This is a genomic window from Tepidisphaeraceae bacterium (genome assembly GCA_035998445.1).
Classification (GTDB): Bacteria; Planctomycetota; Phycisphaerae; order Tepidisphaerales; family Tepidisphaeraceae; genus DASYHQ01.
Map to the genome: position 1 here is coordinate 38,914 of DASYHQ010000024.1, position 22,644 is coordinate 61,557.

Genomic DNA, 22,644 nt, shown 5'->3' on the forward strand with positions numbered 1-22,644 from the left:
CTACAGGATAGACCCGCCCGGGGGGCGCTTATCTGCGTCAGACCGTTGCGCCTCGCCCTGCCCTACCCCCGTTCTTCGCTTGCAAAGCGACCGGGCATACAAGGACTCCCCCGGCCCCGCCTTCGAGCGTCCGGACGGCGGCCGTGCCGTGCCAATCTTCGATCCAAATTTTCCAGGATCGACATGACGTGCGCGGTTCCTTCGAGGCCTCGCAGCGCATCTTCTTCGGAGGCTTCTGATGAAGGCTTTAGAAGGTCGACTCCGTTGAGCGCGGGGTGGAGATGCCGTGGGACAGTACGACGTGCAGCGTACCGTGGACAACCGGTCCGGTAGAGCGGCACGGGATCATTCACAGTCTCGCGGGCTTCGAATGCTACCCCTAGGCGAGTCGCGCATTTGCATTAGCGATTCCGACGCGCCGTGCCGGATGTCGTTCGGTCGGGCCGTGATGGCCGCCTCTCAATACACGCCGTAGGGTGGTGACGGCCACCCTCCGTGTCTCCACAGAGCGAGACGTGATCGGTGAACGGCCATCGCAGCTTACGATGCTCCGAACTGACGTGCGTGTGGCGGCCGTGTGGACCAGGGGGCGATGGGCTCGGCGATCGACGTGCTCCTGATCGCGAGGCGTCCCGCCCTAGGCTCTGCGAGGCGTTATCGGCGTCGATCACATAGGGCTGCGTAGCCGACAGCGTGCCGATCCACGAGTTGGCCACCTCCTTCCCCACACGCGGTAGCGAATGCTTCGGCGTCCGATACTCTCTAACTTCGCGCAAGGGTGCCATCCTCGTCGACCCCGGAATTTTTTTCACCGCCCCCTCCGCGATCGCTCTGCCCCTTTGTCGGCTACGGCACCACCCCCCCGGGGTGCTCATTTGCGTTCTGCCTCTTGCGCCTCGCCCTTCCATATCCCTCTTCTACCCCCTGCAAAGCGAAGGGCGTTCTAAAGCCCCCCGGCCCCTCCCCAGAGCGTCCGGACGGCGGCTGCGGCGTGCCAATTCTCGATTCCGATTTTCGAATACATCAACCCGGCATGTGCGGGCACTTGGGTCCGCACAGCGCATCTTCTTCGGCGGCTTTGAGCAGGCGATTTGGAGAGGTGACGCGTCGGGCGTTGAACGGAGACGCCGTGGGGCAGAAGGGTGAGCAACGTCGGATGGAATAAGGGTCCTGTAGAACGGCAGCCAGTCATTCGCAGCCTCGCGCGACTTCGGAATGTCCCCATAGGCGGACAGCGCACCTGCACCAGCAGTACCGACGCGACATGCCCGGATGCCGTGCGGTCCAGCCCTAATGGCCAACCCCTCAGTCGAGGCGAGAGCGCGGTGACTGCCACGGTTCGTGCCTCCCCGAGGCGAGCTGACAGCGGGGACCGGCTTCGCAGCTTACGATCCTCCGCGCTGACGCGCGTGCGGCGGCGTGGCCATCGGGCGAGGCGATCGGCGGCGGGGCGGCTAGTGACGTGCCCGTGGCGGGGGCGTCGCGTCCGACGCATCGGCGCGGTGTTAGGGGCCGTGTATGGGACATGCCCCACGTGGGCGCGAACCGTCACGTCATGCTGCGGCAGATCAACCGTAGGTTGTGGCCGTACTGCCGATTGTGGGAACCCAATCACGTGGTGACACCATGGGCGACCCCCTGCGCCGCTAGACGGGGGTCGTTGGCAGTTCGGTGGATCCGCCCAGCTGGTGCGGTGCCTCATCCCTCTGCGAACGCACCTGCGCGATGTGTTGCTCGCTAGGGTCGGTAGCTAAAGGATGGAAGGTGCCGCGTCAGGTGCGGCTAACGCGCCGACGACTCGGCGTCGCGCAATCCGTCCCACATCTGCTGCAAAGAGCGCCACAAGCATTTCCGGGGTGCCCCCTTGCCAAACGTGAATTTGGGTGTACCTTTTCGCCTATAGCGGCTTCATCGGGGGGCCGCTGAATGGGCAGGGCAGCAGCAGCAGCACGCAACTTCAGGGCACAACTCAATGAGCTTACGCAAGATTCTCGGAATCGGTCGGGCACGGTCCGCGCGCACGCGTCTCCAGCAGAACATCTTCGAGCTCCAGCCGCTGGAGCAGCGCCTGCTGTTCGCGTTCCAGGCCGGCGTGAACTTCCAAGTGGAGGAGAGCGGCACCCCCGCCGGCTACTACCGCGACTTCGGCCAGACCTACCGCGCCCACACGAATGGCCTGACCTACGGCTGGAACACGTCCAACAGCGCCAACGCCTTCGACCGCGGCAGCACGGCGGCGCCCGACAAGCGATACGACACGCTGGCTCGCATGCAGGCGAGCGGCGGGGCCAGCACGTGGGAGATCGCCGTCCCCAACGGCACCTACCAGGTAAAGGTCGTCGCCGGCGACCCGACCGTCACGAGCGGCGCAACGTACAAGATCAACGCCGAGGGCACGCTGCTCGTCAACGGCTCGCCCACCAGCAGCAATCGCTGGGTGACGGGCACCGCGAACGTCAGCGTGAGCGACGGTAAGCTGACGCTCACGAACGCCAGCGGCGCGGTCGACAACCGTATCGCGTTCGTCGAGATCACCGACGCCTCGCGCACCTCATCCGTCCCAGCCGTGCCCACCGGCGTCCGCGCGCGCGGCGCCAGTGCGACGAGCGTCGATTTGATCTGGAACGACGCCAGCGACAACGAGACGAGCTTCAAGGTCTACCGCAGCACCAGCAGCGGCGGCACGTATTCGCTGATCGGCACGACCGGGCCGGGCGCGACGTTCTTCAGCGCCGGCGGCCTGCCCAGTTCGGCCACGCCCGCGACGTACTACTACAAGGTCGCCGCCTCGAACGCGGCTGGTGACTCGGCCATGAGCGGCTACGACGGGCGTAAGGCGCTGGCCAACAACGTCAGTCAGGTCGCCTACACGTCGTCCAACGCACCCTGGGCGGTCGGCCCCGCCGCCGGCACGGCCGGGATGCGCGTCGAGGCCGAGGACTTCGACGCCGGCGCTCAGGGCATCGCCTACAACGACGGCAACGGCGCCAACATCGGTGGCGCGTACCGCGCTGGCGGCGTGGACATCGCGCGTTACCCGCTCGTCAGCAGCGAGTACTTCGTCGGCTGGACGGTGCCAGGCGAGTGGGTCGAGTACACGGTCAGCATCGCGACCGCCGGCACGTACCGCCTCGACGCGCTCGTCGGCTACCAGAGCACGGCCGGCACGTTCCACGTCGAGACCGGCGGCATTGACCTGACCGGCGCGATGCAGGTGCCCACGACCGGCGCTGCGACGACGTTCTCGACCGTCACCCGCAACGTCGTGCTATCGGCGGGCACGCACGTCCTGCGCGTCGTGGCGGACACGGAAGGCACGGCCGGCAACGGCGTCGGCAACTTCAACGCGATGACGCTGACGTACCTGCCGGCGCTGGCGACGCCGACGAGCTTCAACGGCACGGCGACCTCCCCGACGCAGGTCAACCTGACTTGGACCGACAACGCGAGCGGCGAGAGCGGCTACGAACTGCAGTACAGCGAGAGCAGCACGTTCGCCAGCGGCGTCACCACGGTCGCGCTTGCCTCCAACGCGACGAGCCGCAGCGTGACCGGGCTCACGGCCAGCAAGACGTATCACTTCCGCCTGCGGGCCATGAACGGCACGGCCGGCGGGGTGCACGCCACGACGAGCGTCACCACGCCGGCGCTGGCGACGGCGCCCGCCGCGCCCAGCGGGCTGGCGGCGACCGCGATGTCGGCCACGCAGATCAACGTCAGCTGGACCGACGCCTCCTCGAACGAGACCGGCTTCGTGATCGAGCGAGCGACGAACTCGACGTTCACGCAGGGCCTGACGTCGGTCGCGGCGACAGCGGCGAACGTGACGAGCCACAACAATACGACGGGCCTGAGCCCGTCGACGACCTACTACTACCGCGTCCGGGCGATCAACGGGGCCGGCGACTCGGCCAACAGCAACACCGCCAGCGCGACGACGCAGCCGGCGACGCCGGGGGCGATCACGACACCGCTGTCGCCGACCGACGACACGTACGTGCAGGACGGCGGGAACTCCGGGAACTCCTACCCCATCTCGACCGAGCTGTTCGTCAAGACCTTCGGTTACGGCGGCAACCGTAACGCCTACCTTAAGTTCGACATCAGCGCGCTGAGCACGACCAACTCGGCGACGCTGCGCCTCTACGGCCGCAACTCGAGCTCGACGCCGGAGAACGTCGTCGTACACGTGCACGAAACCCTCAATGACGGATGGCAGGAGGAGACGCTCACGTGGAACAACCAACTAACCGAAGCCGGATACTCCAACACCAGCCTGGCCAACGTGACGGTGCGGGACAACGTGATGCGCTGGTACGAGTTCGAAGTGACGGCGCTCGTTGCAGCGCGCAAGGCAGCGGGCGCTAGCGTGGTCAGCCTGGCACTGCGCAGCCCGGACTACACCACGAGCGTGCCGATCTTCAACAGCAGCAACGCCACCAGCAACCAACCGCAACTCGTGGTCGTCTCTCATCCGCCGATCGCGCCCAGCGGGCTGTCGGCGACGGCCGTGTCGCCGTCGCAGATCAACGTCAGCTGGACCGACGCGTCGGCGAACGAGACCGGCTTCATCGTCGAGCGCAGCACCAGCACCGTGTTCCCGGTCGGCGCCGAAACCGTGGTCGTCACCACCACTGCCGCCAACGTCACGAGCTACAGCGACACGGCGGGCCTGAGCCCGTCTACCACGTACTACTACCGCGTGCGGGCCAAGATGAGCGAGACGCTCGCCTCGGCCAACAGCGCCATTGCCACCGGGACCACGTTGCCCGACGGGCCGGCGACGACGCTCGGGGCCGTGGCCGACGCGTACGTGCAGGACGGCACGACGAACGAGGACGAAAACTTCGGCGGGTCCGCGCAGCTGCTGGCCAAGACGACGGGCACCGGCGGCAACCGCAACAGCTACCTCCGGTTCGACCTGACGACGATCACAACCGTCGAAGACGCCAAGCTGCGCCTCTATGGCCGCAACAGCGATGCGGCGCCGGAGAACGTGGTCGTCCACGTCTATCAAGCGGCGAACGAAACGTGGCAGGAGATGTCGATCGACTGGCTGAACCAGCCGGGATTCACGGGCTCAAGCCTCGACAACGTGACCGTGCCGGACAACGTGCTGCGCTGGTACGAGTTCGACGTGACCGCCGTCGTGGCGGCCCAGAAGGCGGCAGGCGCGACGAGCGTGAGCTTCGAGCTGCGCAGCCCGTTCTACAGCACGAGCCTCCCGATCTTCAACAGCAGCGATGCCAGCAGCAACCAGCCCCGACTGGTTGTCGTCGCTAGCAGTCCGGTAACGACGCCGCCCACGGCACCGTCGAACCTGACGGCCACCGCCGCGTCACCGACGCAGGTGAACCTGGCGTGGACCGACAACGCGAGCGACGAGGGCGGGTTCCGCGTCGAGCGTAGCACCGACGGCACGGCCTTCACGCCCTTGCCCGGGATGCCGCTGGCGCCCAACGTCACGACGTACAGCGATTCGACGGTCGTGGCGGGCACGCGGTACTGGTACCGCGTCGTCGGGACCGGCGCGGCTGGCGCGCCAGACTCGCCACCGTCCAACACCGTTGACCTGACGACGCCGAACACGCTAAACGTGAGCATCGATGGCCCCTCCTCGATCGACGAGGGTGGGGCGTACACGTTGTCGCTGTCGGTCAGCGGCCAGGGTAGCGATCCGGTCGATCATTGGTCGATCGATTGGGGGGACGGCGTGGTGGAGACGCTTCCGGCCTCCGCGTCGCAGGCGACCCACGTTTACGTCGATGGTGACATCAACGCGACGATCGTCGCAACCGCGGTCACGGTCGGCGCCCAGTCTGCCGCCGACTCGCTGGCGGTCGACGTCGAGAACGTGGCGCCGACGCTCTCGGCGATCGGTCCGAGCGCGATCAACGAGTTCGAGACGTATGCGCTGACGCTGGCGCGCTCGGACCCCGGCGCGGACACGATGACGTGGACGATCGACTGGGGCGATGGGTCGGCCGTTCAGGTGTTGCCGGGTGACACGACGTCCGTCGAGCACGCGTACGGCCCGGCGACGACGGCTGGCGTGGTGACGATTACGGCATCCGATGAGGATGGGACCTACAGCGTCCCCAGCGTCGCGTTCGACGTGGCGCCCGCGAAGCCCGTCGGCCTCACGGCCACGGCGCTGAACGGCACGCAGGCCCAATTGCAGTGGCTGGCGTCCACCGCGATCGGCGACAGCATCGGGATCGAGATCTCCAGCGACGGTCTTTCGTTCGTCCCCCTCGCGACCGCGACCGTAGGTGCGGGCGGCTACCTCGCCGATAACCTGGCGCCGGGCGCCGACGTCTACTTCCGCACGAACGCGGTCCGCGCCGGCGGCGCGGCCTCCGCGTGGTCGAATACCGCGTACGTGCGGACGCCCGGCTCGGTCGTCGCGACCGGTGCGGCGGCGGTGGACGAGGGGGCCACCTATCAGCTGGCGCTGCACGCGAACGCCTCCGGCGTGTCCGGCTGGACCATCGATTGGGGCGACGGCTCAACCGAGTCGCTTCCCGGGACCGCCACCAGCGTCTCCCACGTCTACGCCGATGCAGCGCTCGGACGTGAGATCAACGTCGCCGCCAGCGCCGGCTCCACAAGTTACGAGGCGGATCCGGTCCACGTCGACGTCGGCGAGGTGCCGCCCACGGTGGCGGTGAGCGGCGCCGTGACAGCGACTGCCGGGGACACGTACCAGTTGGGCCTGCACGCGTCGGATCCCGGGACCGACACGGTCGTCGAGTGGCGCGTGTCCTGGGGCGACGGCTCGGCCGTGCAGGTGGTGACGGGCAACCCCTCGTCGGTCACCCATGTCTACTCGGCCGCCGGCCAGTTCGCGATCAGCGCGGTCGCGATCGACGAGGACGGCAGCTACCGCGTCGAGCCGCTGGTTCTGGACGTCGCTCCCGCACTGTCATCCATGGCGATCATGGGCCCGTTGCCCATGTTGATCAGCAGCTCGTCGACCGTCGCGGACGGCGTCCTTCGACTGGACGGGAACGACTGGGTGGCGGTGACGTCGCCAGCGGCGGCCGACCCAGGGACGGCACTCGCGGAGGGGGCGCACTGGGTGCTGCGCGAGGGGGCATCGTTCCTCGTCGGCATCGAGCGCACACTGACCGTTCCGTCCGGCGTCGACACGCTCGCGCTCGTGTACGAGGGGCTGACGTTCGACGGGACGAGCCAGGGCCGAATCAACGACGCGCTCGAGGTGGCGCTGCTGGCGGCCGACGGTCGGCCGCTCGCGAGCTTCGCGGCCGACCGTGATGCGGCGTACAACGTGACGCACACGGTGTCCGGACACGCGGCCGGCGCCGGGGTCGTGGCAAGCGACCTAGGCAACGGGCGGACCGAGCTGCAGTTGGACGTCGCGGCCCTGCAGGGACAGCAGGTGCGCGTCCAGTTGCGCCTCGTCAACGCCGACGCCGACAACGATTCGACCGTCCGGCTGGTCGGGAGCGAGGCGCCACAGGCGACGCGTCCGCAGCTGGACCCGATAGCGCCGATCACCGTGGACGAGGGCGGTCGCGCCACCCTCGTCGCCACGTTCAGCGATCCGGACGCTGGCGATTCGCACGCGGCGATGATCGATTGGGGCGACATGAGCGGCCCGCAGCCGGCCACGATCGACCCGGTCACCAAGACGATCACCGCCGAGCACGTCTACGCCGACGATGGCAACCGGACCACGGGGCAGGGAACTTACCACCCGCGCGTCCAGTTGACGGATGGCGTGACCGAGCCGGTAACGGAGTTGGCCACGGCAACCGTCCAGAACGTCGCGCCGCGCCTCGACGCGAGCATCCGGTTCGAGCCGATCGTCCAGAAGAACGCCCGGCAACTGGCGACCGTGATCTCCGGGACGTTCGCCGATCCGGCGTTCAACAATCCGTCGGCGGGCACGAGCGAGACGTTCACGGTCACGATCGACTGGGGCGATGGGACCGCGCCACAGCGCGTCGCCGCCTCGGTCGTCCCGGGCGCTGCCGGCACCGAGACGGTCGGCACGTTCACGGCGACCCACGTGTACGCCAACGCGCCGTCGTTCGCCGGGCAGCGGTTCTTCAATGCGACCGTGACGGCCGCCGATGACGACCAGGGCGCCGCGACGCGGTCGTTCGGGTTTGGCCTCGTCGACATCCGCGTCGTGCCGACGGTCAACGTCGGCAGCACGGGCGTCACCTCGGTCCACATCTACAAGCGCCCCTGGTTCGAGCCGGACGAGATCGACGTCGACACGCTGCGGTTCGGCCCCGGCGGCGCGCCCGAGGACGACGGCCAACTCGAGTCGCAGGGGAACAACCCGTTCCGGCGCGCCGACTTCCGAACGGCGCTGAGCGGGATCCGACTGGGCGACACGGAGGCGTTCGTCACCGGCCAGCTCAACGACGGCACGTTCTTCGTCGGCATGGACGAGATCAAGACGAACGGCTCGCTGCCGACCCGAGCCCATGGCGCGCTCCCCGGGTCGCCGAAGTTCTTCGTCGTCAATGACGGCGCGGCCGCGTCGGGCGACAATGCGTATCGCTACACCGCCGCTGGCGGCGCGATCGGCTTCTACGCGATGGACGCGACGATGCGCCAGCCACGCGGCGTGGCGTCCAATCCTGTCGGCGACCTGCTGTGGACGATCGACGGGGCCGGGCAGGTGCAGGTGACGAACGCGGGCAATGGCGCGTTCCTGGGCGCTTGGCGGGCGGCGCAGGTCGAGCGGGCGAGCGGCATCACGACTGACGGCACGAACATCTGGGTCGTCGACGATGTCCAGAAGCGCGTCCGCCTGTACGCCAACGCAGCGGGCCTGCGCAAGGGCATCGCGTCAGAGGCGTCGTCGTTCGCGCTTGCCGCGGCGAACGCGAGCCCGACCGACGTAGTAACGGACGGGACGACAATCTGGGTTACCGACGACGCGACCGACAAGGTGTTCGTCTACGCCCGGGACGGGCAACTCCTGGGCCAGTGGCAGCTCGACGCGGCGAACGCCAACGCGTCGGGCATCACGTTGGCCGCTGGCGAGGACGACCTGTGGGTCGTCGACCGCACGACGCGGCAGGTGTACCACTACGCCGGCGCCACCGACTGGCGCGACGGTGCGCGTTCCGCCGCCGGCACGTTCGCGCTGCAGACCGCCAATACGACGCCCGAGGGCATCGCGGACCCGCCGACAATGCCTCCGATGGTGTCGAGCACGCCGGGCACCGTACACAGCGTTCCTGGCGTCGGCGATCTCTGGGACGTGACGTCGGCGTTCGAGTTCGGGTACGACCGCACGAGCCTTTACGATGCAGATGACGCTCTGTTCGCGGGCCTTTCGGTCGAACGAAAGGCTGGCGACAGCACGTTCATGCGGAACCGCTTGCTCTTGGTCGTCCGCGACATCAGCGAGCCCGGCATCGTCCTCCCGAATGCTCACGGACTGACCGCTGATGGTCATCCGTACTACGATCTGACGGCAGCCATCGGATCCAGTTCTGCAGGGCAGTTCCCTGCTACGGCTGCGACGCAAGCTGTGCTCCAGTTCCTCAATCCCGGGCGCCAGCGCTTCGGTTACACTCTGCAGATCCTGTCCGGTGGGAACACGGCGCCTCGCTTCGCGTCCGACCCGTACGCCGGCGACCAAGGGCATGCGTACTCCGTGGAAGCGGCCGGCGGCAGTGTTCTAGAGATCGTCGCGAAGAGCGACAACACGCTTCGGTATCCCCTGGCAGGCGACGATCGTGAACAGGACCCGGTCCGCTTCGAGATCGTCTCCGGCCCGGCCGGCATGACGGTCGAAGACGTCGATGGTCAGCCCGTACTAACGTGGCAGCCGACACTTGCGGGCACGCATACGGTGCGGCTTCGCGTGTTGGATCAACCGCACGGCGCTACAGATCGCGCCTACGACCAGATATTCACCGTTCGCGCCGTCACAAACGTGCAGAACCGCCCGCCACGGTTCACCACCACGCCCGTGGTCGTGGCCTACGCCGGTGAGGAGTACCGCTACGACGCTGACGGATTCGACCCGGACGGCGACACATTAGCGTTCTCGTATCTGCCGGATGTGGACGAAACGTTGCGGCCGGGCGGGGACTTCGCCATTGCGCCAGGCAACGGCGTGGTGACGTGGCGACCGACGTACGCGGACATCGGTAAGACGTTCACCGTCCGCCTGCGCGTCAGTGACCAGCAGGAACCGGCCCTCTACGGCGAGCAAGAGTATCAGATCGAGGTTCGCCGCGGCGTGATCCCCGGGGTGTCTGGCACGCCCGACCTTACGGTCACCAACGTCAGCGCCGAGGGTGTCCGTTTCGACCCGCAACGGCTCCGTGCCGAGGGCGTTGTGACGGCCACCATATCGAACATTGGCCTCGGCTCGGTGAACGACCCGTTCGACGTGCTGTTTTTCGAGGACCTCAACTTCGACGGCCAGTACACGTCATCTACCGATAATGTCCTCGGCTCGACTCGCGTGGAACAACCATTGATGCCGACAGAACCGATCGCGGTCGCTGCGGCGATCTCCGGCGCGGTGCAGTTTGCCGGCGGACACATCTGGGCGTTCGTCGACAGTGGCGGTGTAATAGCGGAAACAAACGAACTCAATAATGCGGACCGAACTAAACGGGACTGTCGGCTGCTGGAGACGACGGCGCCCGGCTATACCTTTTCGATAGCCGACGGCTATGACAACGAGGGCAACTTTACCAACGTGGGTAATCATTTCCATGCGGGTGCCACCATTCCATTCGGTAACCCGCCGGGATCAGCCGAGGTCGGCGGGTTCGAATACAGCGAGTCCGTCCGAGGGCTTACGGAATTTGCTATCGACGGCCTCGCAGGCGAGGCGAGCATTGACTTTCGGGTCGGGATCATGGGCGGGCTGTTCTGGCAGGGGCCGCTGTTGAACCACACTATTCAGGTCGACGCCTATGCCGGCAACGGCGCCGAGGATATCACGGACTACGAGGCACCGTCGCTAGGTGTCGTTGGAACGTTCGGTACTAGTGACCTTGCACTCCACGACGTGTTGTCGTTCGATCTGACTAACATCCTCGCTACGGCAGTTGCGAGTGAGCTCGACTGGCTTGGCGTACGCCTCTTGGTCCTGCCAACGGTCCGAGATCACGTCGCACTCACGTTCGACCAGTTCCACCTACACACCGCAGGCGGCGAAGCACCCGACCTCATCCCCTCGTATCTCCGGACGTCGCAAGAGTCCGGTAACACCTCATATACTGTCCGCGTCGGTAACGCGGGTAACGTCCAGGCTCCTACGAATGTACGAGTTGCGTTCTATGATGGCGATCCAAACGCTGGAGGAACATTCCTTGCCACGAACGCAACTCTAAGTACGATCGACGCAGGCCGGTACCAAGACGTCAGTGTGACCGTGCCAAACGCGCCATCCGATGATCTCTGGGTCGTCGTGGACGACAACGAAACTGTGGCTGAATGCAACGAGACGAACAACAGCTACAGCCTCGTTCTGGGATCCGCGCCGCTGGCATTGAACGAGAACCCAGTGATCACCTCGGTGCCGGCGTGGGCCGTCCACGAAGGCGACGAGTACGAGTACCAAGTCGTCGCGACCGATCCAAACGGTCACGCTTTGGCGTACGAGCTCGTGACGAAGCCGGTGGGCATGACGATCGACGCCGTCACCGGTAAGGTCACGTGGCAGCCTCGCCCGACGGACGTGCGCGCGCACGTCGTCCTCGTCCGCGTTAGCGATGGCCGCGGCGGCACCGCGATCCAGCGTTACGAACTCGACGTGCGCACGACGAACCTGTCCCCGGAGATCACATCCCGGCCTACCGGGCCAGCGGCGCTCGATCAGCCGTACCGCTATCAATTGTCAGCGGAGGACGGTAACGGCGACAAGCTCATGTGGGCGCTGGATGCAGCGTCGCGCGCACTGGACGTAACCATCTCTACGTCCGGGCTACTATCTTGGACGCCGGAGGAAGTCGGCGAGTTCCGCATTGCCGTCTCGGTGTCCGATGGCCGCGGCGGCACGGACGTACAAACGTTCTGGCTGTCGGTCGTCAACGAGAACACGCCGCCCCACATTGCCAGTGCGCCGGAGGGGCCGATCTTCGTCGATGAAGAGTGGTCCTACGATCTGCTCGTCAGCGACATCGAGGACGGCGACAACGCCGCAGGCGCGAATGACAAGTTCACGTTCTACCTCGACGAGGCCGCGACCGAACTGGGCATGGCGATCGATGCGGCGGGGCGGTTGACGTGGACGCCGCGCGTCGGCGGTACGTTCGTCGTCACCATCAGTGTCCAGGACAGCGGTGGTGCGACCGCAAGCCAAACGTTGACGTTGCCGGTCGAGAACCGCCCGACCGTCAACCGGTCGGCCGACATCTACAGCGAACCGACCGGGCCTGCGCTGGTCGGCAGTCCGTGGCAGTACCTCGTCAAGGCGCGCGACCTTGACGGCGACGCCGTGACAATGTCGGTCACGAAGTTCCTCGACGCCGACGGTACGCCCATCACCGGTTACACAGAGACGCAGGTCAAGCCCGGACAACTGCTGATCGAGTGGACACCCACCGCGGCCGTCAAGGGCCCGGTGCGCGTCGAGGTTAGTGCCGCGGATGTGCCCGACGGCGCCGGTGAGGTCCAGTCCTTCGACTTGGCGGTGCTACAGACCCGTCCACCGAACAACCCGCCGACGATCACATCGACGCCGCCGCTGCCGGGTGTGGGCGGCGCGGATTACGTGTACGTCGTCCGAGCGACTGACGCTGATGGAGACGATGTGACGTTCACGCTCGGCGGCGCCGACGCGGGCGGCTTGACGATCGTCCGGATTGATGGCCAGAGTGCGCGGGTCCGGTGGGCCAGCCCGCAGCCAGACACGCAGCGTGACTTCACGATCCGCGCGTCGGACGGTCAGGGCGGTTGGGCTGAGCAGCGGCTGGTCCTGCGCACGGGCTCCGGCACCGGCGCGGGCACGGCCGACACGCCGCCAACGATCACGAGTGAGCCGATTTACGCCGTTGTTGCCGGGCAACCATACCGGCAGAAGGTGACCGCCACCGACGCCGATGCGTCGACGACCGCACCCATCAGCTACGGCCTCCTAGCGCCGGCCCGGCCCGGACTGCAGGCATCGATCAATACCGCTACGGGCACGATCGATTGGCAGACGACGACGGCGGACATCGGCGAGTTCGACGTGATCGTGACCGCATCACAGGCCGGTGCAACTGCTTCCCAGCGATTCCGCGTCCGCGTCACCGATCCCGCGGCCAGCAACGCACCCCCGACGATCCAGCCCGCCACGGGCACATTGCGCGCCGTGCCAGGTGGCACGTTCGAGTACCGGGTCTTCGCGGTCGATCCAGACGGGCATGCGTTGACGTTCTGGCTAATGGACGGAGACAATCCCGTAAGTGAACTGGACGGTCTTCGCATCGACAATCAGGGCCGGGTCGAATGGGCGGTGCCGCCCGGCGCCCAGCCACGTAGCTTCACCGTGCGAGCGGTCGACCCGCTGGGCGCGACTGACGATCAGAACTTTGATGTCGGCATCGGGACCGACCTGCCGCCCACGGTGTCGCTCGCCGCATCTACGACCTCCCCAACCGCTGGTAGCGAGGTCCGCTTTTTCGTCCAAGCTCAGGACGACTTGGGCATCGCCGCCCGTCAGGTGACCCTCACTGCGCCTTGGCTTACCACGCCGCTGGTGATCGACGTCGGCACCGACGGGATAGCTCGCTACACCCTGCCGACGAGTTCGACGATTGCCGGTCAATCGTTCAGCATTAAGGCCACGGTACGCGACACCGGCGGGAACGTCGTAACCACCGGGGCGCTGCCGCTCGCGGTAGCTTTTGCGGGCACCGCGTCGCCGGCCATCGCGCTCTACGGCGTTGGTAACGGCGTTGTATTCGACCAACCTACGGACCTGGCCGGCCGCGTCACCGACACGGATGGAGACCTCGTCTACTGGTCGCTCGTCGCCACGCCGAGCGACGGCCGCGCGCCGATCACGCTGGCGTCCGACGGAACGCTCAACGGCACCACGCCGATCGACTCGGTTGACGGGTTCCTCGCGACCGTGAACACGAGTGAACTGGCGAACGGCAACTACCTTTTCCAGCTCTTCGCTCAGGACGCTAGCCGCCGCGAGCGAAGCCTCAGTTTCACCGCCGCCGTCAAGAGCAATACGGCCGACAAGGTCGGCGACTTCGCCCTGAACTTCACAGACCTTGAGACGACCGTCGGGCCCGTGCCGATCACGATCCAGCGCACGTACAGCAGCAACCGTGCGGACCAATCTGGCGATTTCGGTTTCGGCTGGGACCTGACGGTCAGTCGCGGCAAGCTGGAGGTCGATGTCCGCGCCGGCGAGGATCCGTTCTTTGATGGTTATCTGCGAGCCTACGCGACGGGTACGCGCGTCACCATTACGCTGCCCGACGGTAGCACCCGTGGGTTCACCGCGGTGGCGCTGCCTGACACGTCAGGGGATTTTGGAGCGGGTGGGTTCCTCAGCTTCGCCAGCCTGTACACGATCGCCTTCATGCCCGATGACGACAGCCGCGACGTCCGCCTCGAACTTGCCTCGGGCGACGTCAAACCGCTGAACGTCGGGCCCGGGCAGGGCTTGCCGCTCGATCTCGGGTTGCCGCCGGCGCTGACGGAGAACGGGTTCGTCACGACGACGCTCTACGTCGATGACAACGGAGAGTTCCGCGAGCCCCTTATGGGCGGCGGCCTTCCGTGGAACCCGGCCACCCACGGCGTTGACTTCCAGGTCGAGACGCTCGACGGTACCAAGTACACCTACGACTCCGAGACCGGCGAGCTCATTGGCCAGTCCGACCGCGTTGGCAACAGCGTTACCTATGCCAACGACGGCGACGTCATCGAGTCACGCAAGAACGGCACGCTCACTGGTAAGGTCGAGATCGTCCGCCTGCCGTCGTCGCACCTCGTCGACAAGATCACGTGGTTCCACAGCGGCGCCCAAGGTACGACGAGCGACACGATCGAGTACGACTACGTCAACGGGGAACTCGTCACCGTCACCGACCAGACCGGTAAGGCGACGCACTACGGGTACAATGAGAAGTGGGAGCTGGTTGACGGCCAATGGGTCAAGTCGGACGGTCTGCTCGGCCGCCCGCACTTCCTGACGCGCATCACGGATGGGACCAACGGCGTTGATGTCATGCGCGCCATATTTGACCCGGCTACGGGCCACCTTCAGAAGTTTATCGATGCCGACGGAAACTCTGCGGCCGTCTCGGTGTCGACCGCACTGCCGGGCGGGCTGACTGCTGAGATTGTCCGCAACACTGCTGGGTACGCGACCGAAACCGTTCGCGACGGCCGCGGGAACGTCGTCCGTCAGATTCAACAGACGGGAACATTGACCTATCTCGTGACCGTCTCGGCCTACGACGGCGAGGACAACAAGATCTCCGAAACCCGCCCGTTCTCGATTACAGAGAGCAGTGGGACCACGACGCTCCGATATACGACGACTCCAAGCGGCACGGCCGTCCACGCCTATCGGGGCGAGTACAACGACGATCGTCACCCGCACCTGCCGACGAAGGAGGTCGACGCGGCCGGCGTCGAGACGACTTACGTTTATAACGGCCGCGGCGACGTCATCTCGATGACCGAAGGCGGTGAATTGACGACGAACACGATCGACAGGACAACGGGGCAGTTGACCCAGTCGGTCGATCCGGCCGGCAACCTCACCATCTATCACTACGAGCAGGGCAACCTCGTCCGCGTTGAACAACGTACACCGTCCGGGCAGGTGCGCGATCTGGTGAATACCGGGTACAACTTGCTCGGACAGATGACGTCGAGCACCGATTCGACCGGCGTGGTCACGTCGTACGGCTACGACGCCCGCGGTCGCCTGAAGTCGACCTCCTACGTCGCTGCGAACGGCACGGTCGTCCGCTCCGAGACGGACTATGACGCGGCCGGACGCATCACCGGGGTCCGCAAGTTCGTCAATGATGTGGAAGTGACGGAAGACGCCGCTTCGTTCGATGCGGGCGGACGAATGCTGACTGTCGTCGACCGCTTCGGGCACGTCACGGTCAACCGATACGATGCCCGCGGCAATGTCGTTGAATCTCGCAGCCCCGAGAAGGACGCACAGGGCAACGACGTCGTCGTGATCGTCCGGACCGCGTACGACGCGGACGGTCGCGTCATCGCCCGAACCGATCCCTACGTCGAGGGAACCGCGACTACGAACGTGCGCGTCACGCATACGCTATACGACAACGCAGGCCGCGCCCATGAAGTCCGACGGATCGGTGGCGTGGACGTCGCGTTGACGCATGTGACGGGCGGTACGGGTTCTGATTACCTGGGAGGTCTGTTCCGCACCACGTTCCAGTACGACCGAGTTGCCGACACCTACGCCGGCACGCCGGCCGCGGACCGCGTCATTTCCGCCTCGTCCACGACCTACGACGGTCGCGGGCGCGTCGAGACGACCGTCAGCGAGACCGGGCTCGTCACGCATCACGAGTATGACGACGCCGACCGAGAGAAACGGGTCTGGTTTGAACTGGACATCGACGGGGACGGTGACGACGACCTGCACGAGACGACGTTCGCTTACGATGCGCAAGGGCGCCAGACGCTCGTCCGCGACGCCGCTGGACGCGTGACCGAAACCCAGTACGACGCCCAAGGACAGGCCACTCACACGATCCTCCGGGGGCTCACGCCGGCGAACGTGACGCCGGGGTCGCCGGCCGACACGAGTACGGCCGACGACATCGTGCTCGAGCAGGTTTACGACGAGCGCGGTCGGCACCTTGCCGACGTCGACGCGCTCGGCCGGCGCACGGACTACGAGTACGATGGGGACGGCCGACTGATCGCCGTCACCCAGCCTGCCGTTGACGTTGACGGAAGCGCCACCGGCACGGCGGATCGCCGCCGCCCGCGGTACGAGTACCATTACGACGCTCAGGGCAACCGCACGCACATCGTCGCGCACGCATTCCTGGACGACGCGACCGCTAAGGTCGTCTACGTTACCCGCGACGCCGCCGGCAGCACGACGGAGGTCTCACGACCGTCCAACGCAGCGTACGGCACGTGGCCCAAGGACAAGGGAAGCGTCACGCGGTTCACGTATGACGGCGAAGGGCGGCAGCTGACGCGCACGCTGCCGCTGGGCGTGCAGACGACCGGGGACGCCAATGATTTCGTAGAACGCTCCGTATATGTGACGACGTTGGGTCCCGGTTACGGCCAACTGAAGTACGAGGTCGACTTCGAAGGGCGCGTGACGGCGTACGATTACGACAACACGTCGACCGGCCGCGGGCGCGTGAGTGCCGTACGTTATTACAACACGCTCGCTGCCTACACCGCCGACACGAACGGCACTGCGGCGGTACGCAAGATCAGCTCCACCTACGACGCCTTCGGGCGACAGACAACCGTCAACGACTCGGCGTTCGCGCCGGCCGTCAACCAATACGTCTATGATGTAGAGGGCCGGCTCACGACGATCGACAGCCCGCAGGGCACGCTGCACTACGCGTACGACGCGCTCGGTCGCAAGGTCGCCACCTGGACCGGCAGCGAGAGCACCCTCGCCGCCGCCCGGACGGGCGCGACGACGCTGACCGAGTACGGCTACGACGACCTGAACCGCCTGACCAGCACCAAGGCCGTCCGCCGGTTCGATGCTCCGATCGACGTCGACTCGGGCGCGACGGGCAATCAGCCCGAGCGTACGGACACGGTCTTCGCCGTCGACGGCCAGATCGACTACGAGCTGACCTGGACGAAGAGCGGCGGCGTGAAGGTCACCGAAGACCGCACGTACGACACCCAGGGCCGCGTCGCCTCCGCCCGGCACTTCGTCGACGCGAACGACAATCACGCCTACGACACGGGCGAGTCGCTCGTCGAAGGCCTCGTCTATACCTATGACAAGGACGGCAGTCGCCGCAGCGAGACGCGGACGAACGCCGTCGGCACGACGGCGGTCATGTGGGCGTACGACGGGCTGGGCCGAGTGGCGCGCGAGGCGCTCGCCGGGCTCGACGGGTCGGGCGACCCGCTGACGTACGTCGACCGATTCCGGTACGACTTCTCGGGCAACCGGATCGAGACCGCGCACGACGACCAGACGGCCGGCGGCACGCCCGGCTCGGCCGGTGCCGACGCGGTGGTGACCGCGACGTACGACGGCAACGACCGGCTGCTGCGCGAGGTGAAGGACAGCAGCGCCGATGCTGAGGACCGCCATACCACGTTAGAGTACGGGGGGCCGACGAACCCGGGCACCGACCAAACCAAGAAGGTTGTTCGGGCGGGCCTGACCTCTGGTGGCACGATCACCGAGTCGACGACGTACGGCTACGACGTGGCGGGTCGCATGTCCTCGGTGGCGGTCACGAGCGGGTCGACCGCGACGACCGTCACCTACGCCTACGACGCGGGCGGCTTCCGCGTGGAGCGGACCGAGGGCGGCCAGACGACGGTCTACCACGCCGACCCGGCCAACCCGACCGGCTACGCGCAGGTGCTGGAGGAGGGCGTCGATGACGACGGCGACCGGGAGCTGGACGCGAACGAGGTTGACGTTGCCTACACGCTGGCGGCCGAGGTGCTAACGCAGGCCACCCGGTCGCAGGTGCTGCACCTGGTGACCGACCCACGCGGGACGACGCGGGCGGTGCTGGACATTGCCGTTAATCCAGCGACGGCCGCGGCGATGAAGGAGCGGTACGCGTACACCGCCTACGGCGTCGACCTCGGTCTGGGCACCAATCCGCTGACGGCGGTGCGGTACGTCGGGCAGATGATCGACCCGACGAGTGGGTTGAGCTTCAACCGCGCCCGCTGGTACGACCCGAGGCAAGGAAGGTTCACGCAGGCCGACCCGTGGGCGGGGGACGCGCAGAACCCATCCAGCTTCAACAAGTACGTATACGGGCATGGGAATCCCGTCAACGCAACCGATCCGACCGGAGGATTTGCGCTTCTAGAACTACTGGTTACAGCCGTAGGAGGCCAGGGACTTGAGAAGTTGGGGCAAGCGTATCGCGGTGCTAAGGGGACAGTAGAAGCTGCCAAGTTCCTTGTGCGACTTGGTTTAGTGCAGATGCAAGTCTACTCTTTCCGCTTGGAAGCAATGAACGGAAAGCATCTATTCATAGCTGCGTACTATTTTTATGAATGGACCGCGTTCGAGAAGCGGGTAAGTGGTGCTAAGGGTTTTAAACTGATCGACGATGTGAGTTCGTTGTCAAAATATGTCGCGGCAATACCGGGCGCAGCTGCACAAATGGATCGTCACGATTACGCTGACCCGGGAAAGCTGAAGATCGGGTTTCTGCCGGAGGCAGGCAAAGGTGACAAGGATGAGGTTGTATTTGTTCCCCTAACCGGCCGTCGATCGTACGATTTCTTTCTATCTACCGCCGCCTCACTCGGCCCTGAGCTCTTTAGCTTCGGGGAACTTGCTGTATCGTTGCGAGCCGGCGCGGTCGATTGGGATGCCATCAAAACCTTAGCTGCTAATGCTGTCAGGAAGGCAGGCATAGACATATCAAGCAGTGGAAAAATTGAAGGGCGAACATGGCATCACCACGAGATTATGGGGATCATGGAACTTCTGGACGAGAAGAAGCACAATCCCAAATACACTAAGCAGTTCCATACGGGTGGCGCCAAGTTTTGGAGCATGATACATGACAAACGATATGGAAAATAGCGGACTTGAGTCGACCCGTATTGGTTTCGAACTCATGTTTGTCGGCGGCTTTAGCACCCTTCGGCCGGATGGTCAAATTAAGGCAGACCTCAGATCGGCACAACTAGAACGCGCAATGCATCCCAGCGAAGTCGCTCGGCTCCACATTGCGACGCACGCAGCAGATGGTAAACGTGGTCCCGGCTTTGTCCTGGATGGGTTCCAGATAGCATCGATAGCGGAATTTCTGGAAAGTCAGTCGCATGTTTTCCAGGCGATTGGGGCCGAACTGCGCGAGGAACAGTTGCTGCTTGAAGATTCTGACCCCATGCGTAGTGGTGACGTATGGTCCTATGTACAGATCGACTATATCCTAATTGAGCCCCGACGAGTGCCGACGCCGGAGGGACTTGCCAAAATGAAGAAGTGGTATCGCGATAAAACGCTAGAGGAAATCGCCACGATGCATGACACACCCGAAACGCGTTCGCGCTTCGACCTGTATTTAACCGTGGCATGGGACGACGAACACATCCGGCTCGCGAGATTCCGTGACGGACACTTTCGAAGTTTCTCCTCCGAGTAAATCCGAAGTTGGCAGAAGTGAGGGGTTGCACGAAGCAATGGGCCTAGGAGTCTTTGTTGAGGCATTTCTCGGGTCTGGGTAGATTATCCGTTTGCCCTGTCACCTTTGCGACACCACCGGTGGTCTCGCCTACCAACGGCGGGGCGGCGAACCCCGGGACCGACCAGACGAAGAAGATCGTCCGAGCGGGTCTGACGGACGCGGGCACCGTGACGGAATCCACGACGTATGGCTACGACGTGGCGGGTCGCATGTCCTCGGTGGCGGTCACGAGCGGGTCGACCGCGACGACGACCGTCACCTACGCCTACGACGCGGGCGGCTTCCGCGTGGAGCGGACCGAGGGCGGCCAGACGACGGTCTACCACGTCGACCCGGCCAACCCGACCGGCTACGCGCAGGTGCTGGAGGAGGGCGTCGATGACGACGGCGACCGTGAGCTGGACGCGAACGAGGTTGACGTCGCCTACACGTTAGCCGGCGAAGTGCTGACGCAGGCGACGCGCCAGAAGGTCCTGCACCTGGTGACCGACCCGCGCGGGACGACGCGGGCGGCGCTGGACATCTGCGTCAATCCCGCGACCGCCGCGGCGGTGAAGGAGCGCTACGCCTACACGGCCTACGGGCTCGACCTCGGCTTGGCTGCCAACCCGATGACGGCCGTTCGGTACGTGGGGCAGATGATCGACCCCGTGAGTGGGTTGAGCTTCAACCGGGCACGGTGGTACGACCCGGGGCAGGGGCGGTTCACGCAGGTCGACCCGTGGGCCGGGCAGGCGCGCGAACCCAGCACTTTAAACAAGTATGCTTACACCCATGGTAATCCAGTTAACTCGTCCGATCCGACAGGAATGTTCTCGGTGCTGGAAATACTCATCTCGAACTTTGGCAGTGTGGGCGAGAAGCTAGTTCAATCGTACCGTGGAGCTAAAACGACCTTCATCGCGGCTCAAATGCTCGTTCGCTTAACATTGGTCCGGATGGAAATTGTGACTAGTGTTCCGTCACACATGAATTGATTAATGTGTCGGCTCCCCTAGCACGGAGGCTGACATGCAGAAGAAGTACCATGTGACGTTAACGCCGGAAGAGCGTTGCGAGCTGGAAGCGATGACGCGTCGCGGGCGGGTGGCCGCCCGCGCGTTGGTGCGGGCGTGGGTGCTGCTCAAGTGCGACGAGTCCAACGGTGGCGGCCCGTCGCCCGCCGACGATGAGGTGGCCGAGGCGTTGGAGTGCGGGACGGCGACCGTCGCCCGCGTGCGCCGGCGGTTCGTGGAGGACGGCCTGGGTGCGGCGTTGCGGCCGCGGCCATCGACGCGGTCGTACGCCCGCCGCCTCGACGGCGACGGCGAGGCCCGGCTGGTCACGCTCGCCTGCTCCGCGCCGCCCGCGGGGCGCGACCGTTGGACGCTGCGGCTCCTGGCCGACCGGATGGTCGTGCTCGGCCACGCCGAGGGGCCGCTCAGTTACGAGACGGTCCGGCGCGTCCTCAAAAAAACGAGTTGAAGCCCTGGCTGCGCAAGATGTGGTGCATCCCGCCCGAGCGCGACTGCTGCTTCGTCGCGGCGATGGAGGACGTGCTGGAGGTGTACAAGCGCCCGGCCGACCCGCGGCGTCCGCTGGTGTGCATGGACGAGACGAGCAAGCAGCTCATCGGCGAGATCCGCGTCCCGCTGCCGATGCGCCCGGGCGAACCCTGCCACTTCGACTGCGAGTACGTCCGCAACGGCACGGCCAACCTGTTCGTCGCCTTCGAACCGCTGGCCGGCGTGCGGCACGTCGCCGTGACCGAGTCGCGGACGCGCCGCGACTGGGCCTGGTTCATCAAGGACCTGCTCGACCAGCGTTACCCCGCGGCCGACTGCGTGGTGTTAGTGATGGACCAGCTGAACACGCACTCGGTCGCCAGCCTGTACGAGGCGTTCGACCCGGCCGAGGCGCGCCGGTTGGCCGAGCGCCTGGAGGTGCATCACACGCCCAAGCACGGCAGCTGGCTGAACATGGCCGAGATCGAACTGGGCGTGATGGCCCGGCAGTGCCTCGGCGACCGGATCGCCGACAGGAACACGCTGGACGAACGCGTGCAGGCCTGGGCTGACGCCCGAAACCACGCACGCCGCCGCGCCGACTGGCAGTTCACCACCGCCGACGCCCGCATCCGCCTCAAACGGCTCTATCCGTCAATGCAACCGTGACAGAACACTAGAGCGTGTTATGCACTTTTCTCCCAGTTCACGAGTTTCGCGAGCATGAGGATCGCGAACGCGATCAGGTGCATCCCTCTCAACGTCGACGCCAGGCGTTCGTAGTCCTTGGCCAGCCTTCGGAAGCGCGCCATCCACGC

4 protein-coding genes are annotated in these 22,644 nt (G+C 65.7%); all 4 read left to right on the forward strand.

Annotation, left to right across the window (positions count from 1 at the left end; all coding sequences use genetic code 11):
- Positions 1-1,972 precede the first annotated feature (1,972 nt).
- The 4 genes from VGN72_10885 to VGN72_10900 all read left to right on the forward strand — a co-directional run bounded on the left by VGN72_10885 (position 1,973) and on the right by VGN72_10900 (position 22,495).
- Positions 1,973-19,735, forward strand: coding sequence for a DNRLRE domain-containing protein (locus tag VGN72_10885; protein ID HEV7299861.1), 17,763 nt, complete (start codon positions 1,973-1,975; stop codon positions 19,733-19,735).
- Positions 19,713-20,300, forward strand: coding sequence for a hypothetical protein (locus VGN72_10890; GenBank protein ID HEV7299862.1), 588 nt, complete (start codon positions 19,713-19,715; stop codon positions 20,298-20,300). Before VGN72_10885 ends, VGN72_10890 begins: the two co-directional genes overlap by 23 nt.
- Before the next feature lie 119 nt (positions 20,301-20,419).
- On the forward strand, positions 20,420-21,319 hold the full coding sequence (locus tag VGN72_10895; protein HEV7299863.1) for an RHS repeat-associated core domain-containing protein: 900 nt from the start codon (positions 20,420-20,422) through the stop codon (positions 21,317-21,319).
- 34 nt (positions 21,320-21,353) lie between these two features.
- Positions 21,354-22,495, forward strand: a protein-coding gene (locus VGN72_10900) for an IS630 family transposase (protein HEV7299864.1) whose coding sequence is annotated in 2 segments (ribosomal slippage) — positions 21,354-21,792 and positions 21,792-22,495 — 1,143 coding nt in all. Because the reading frame shifts where the segments join, the coding sequence is not laid out codon by codon here.
- Positions 22,496-22,644: the final 149 nt, after the last annotated feature.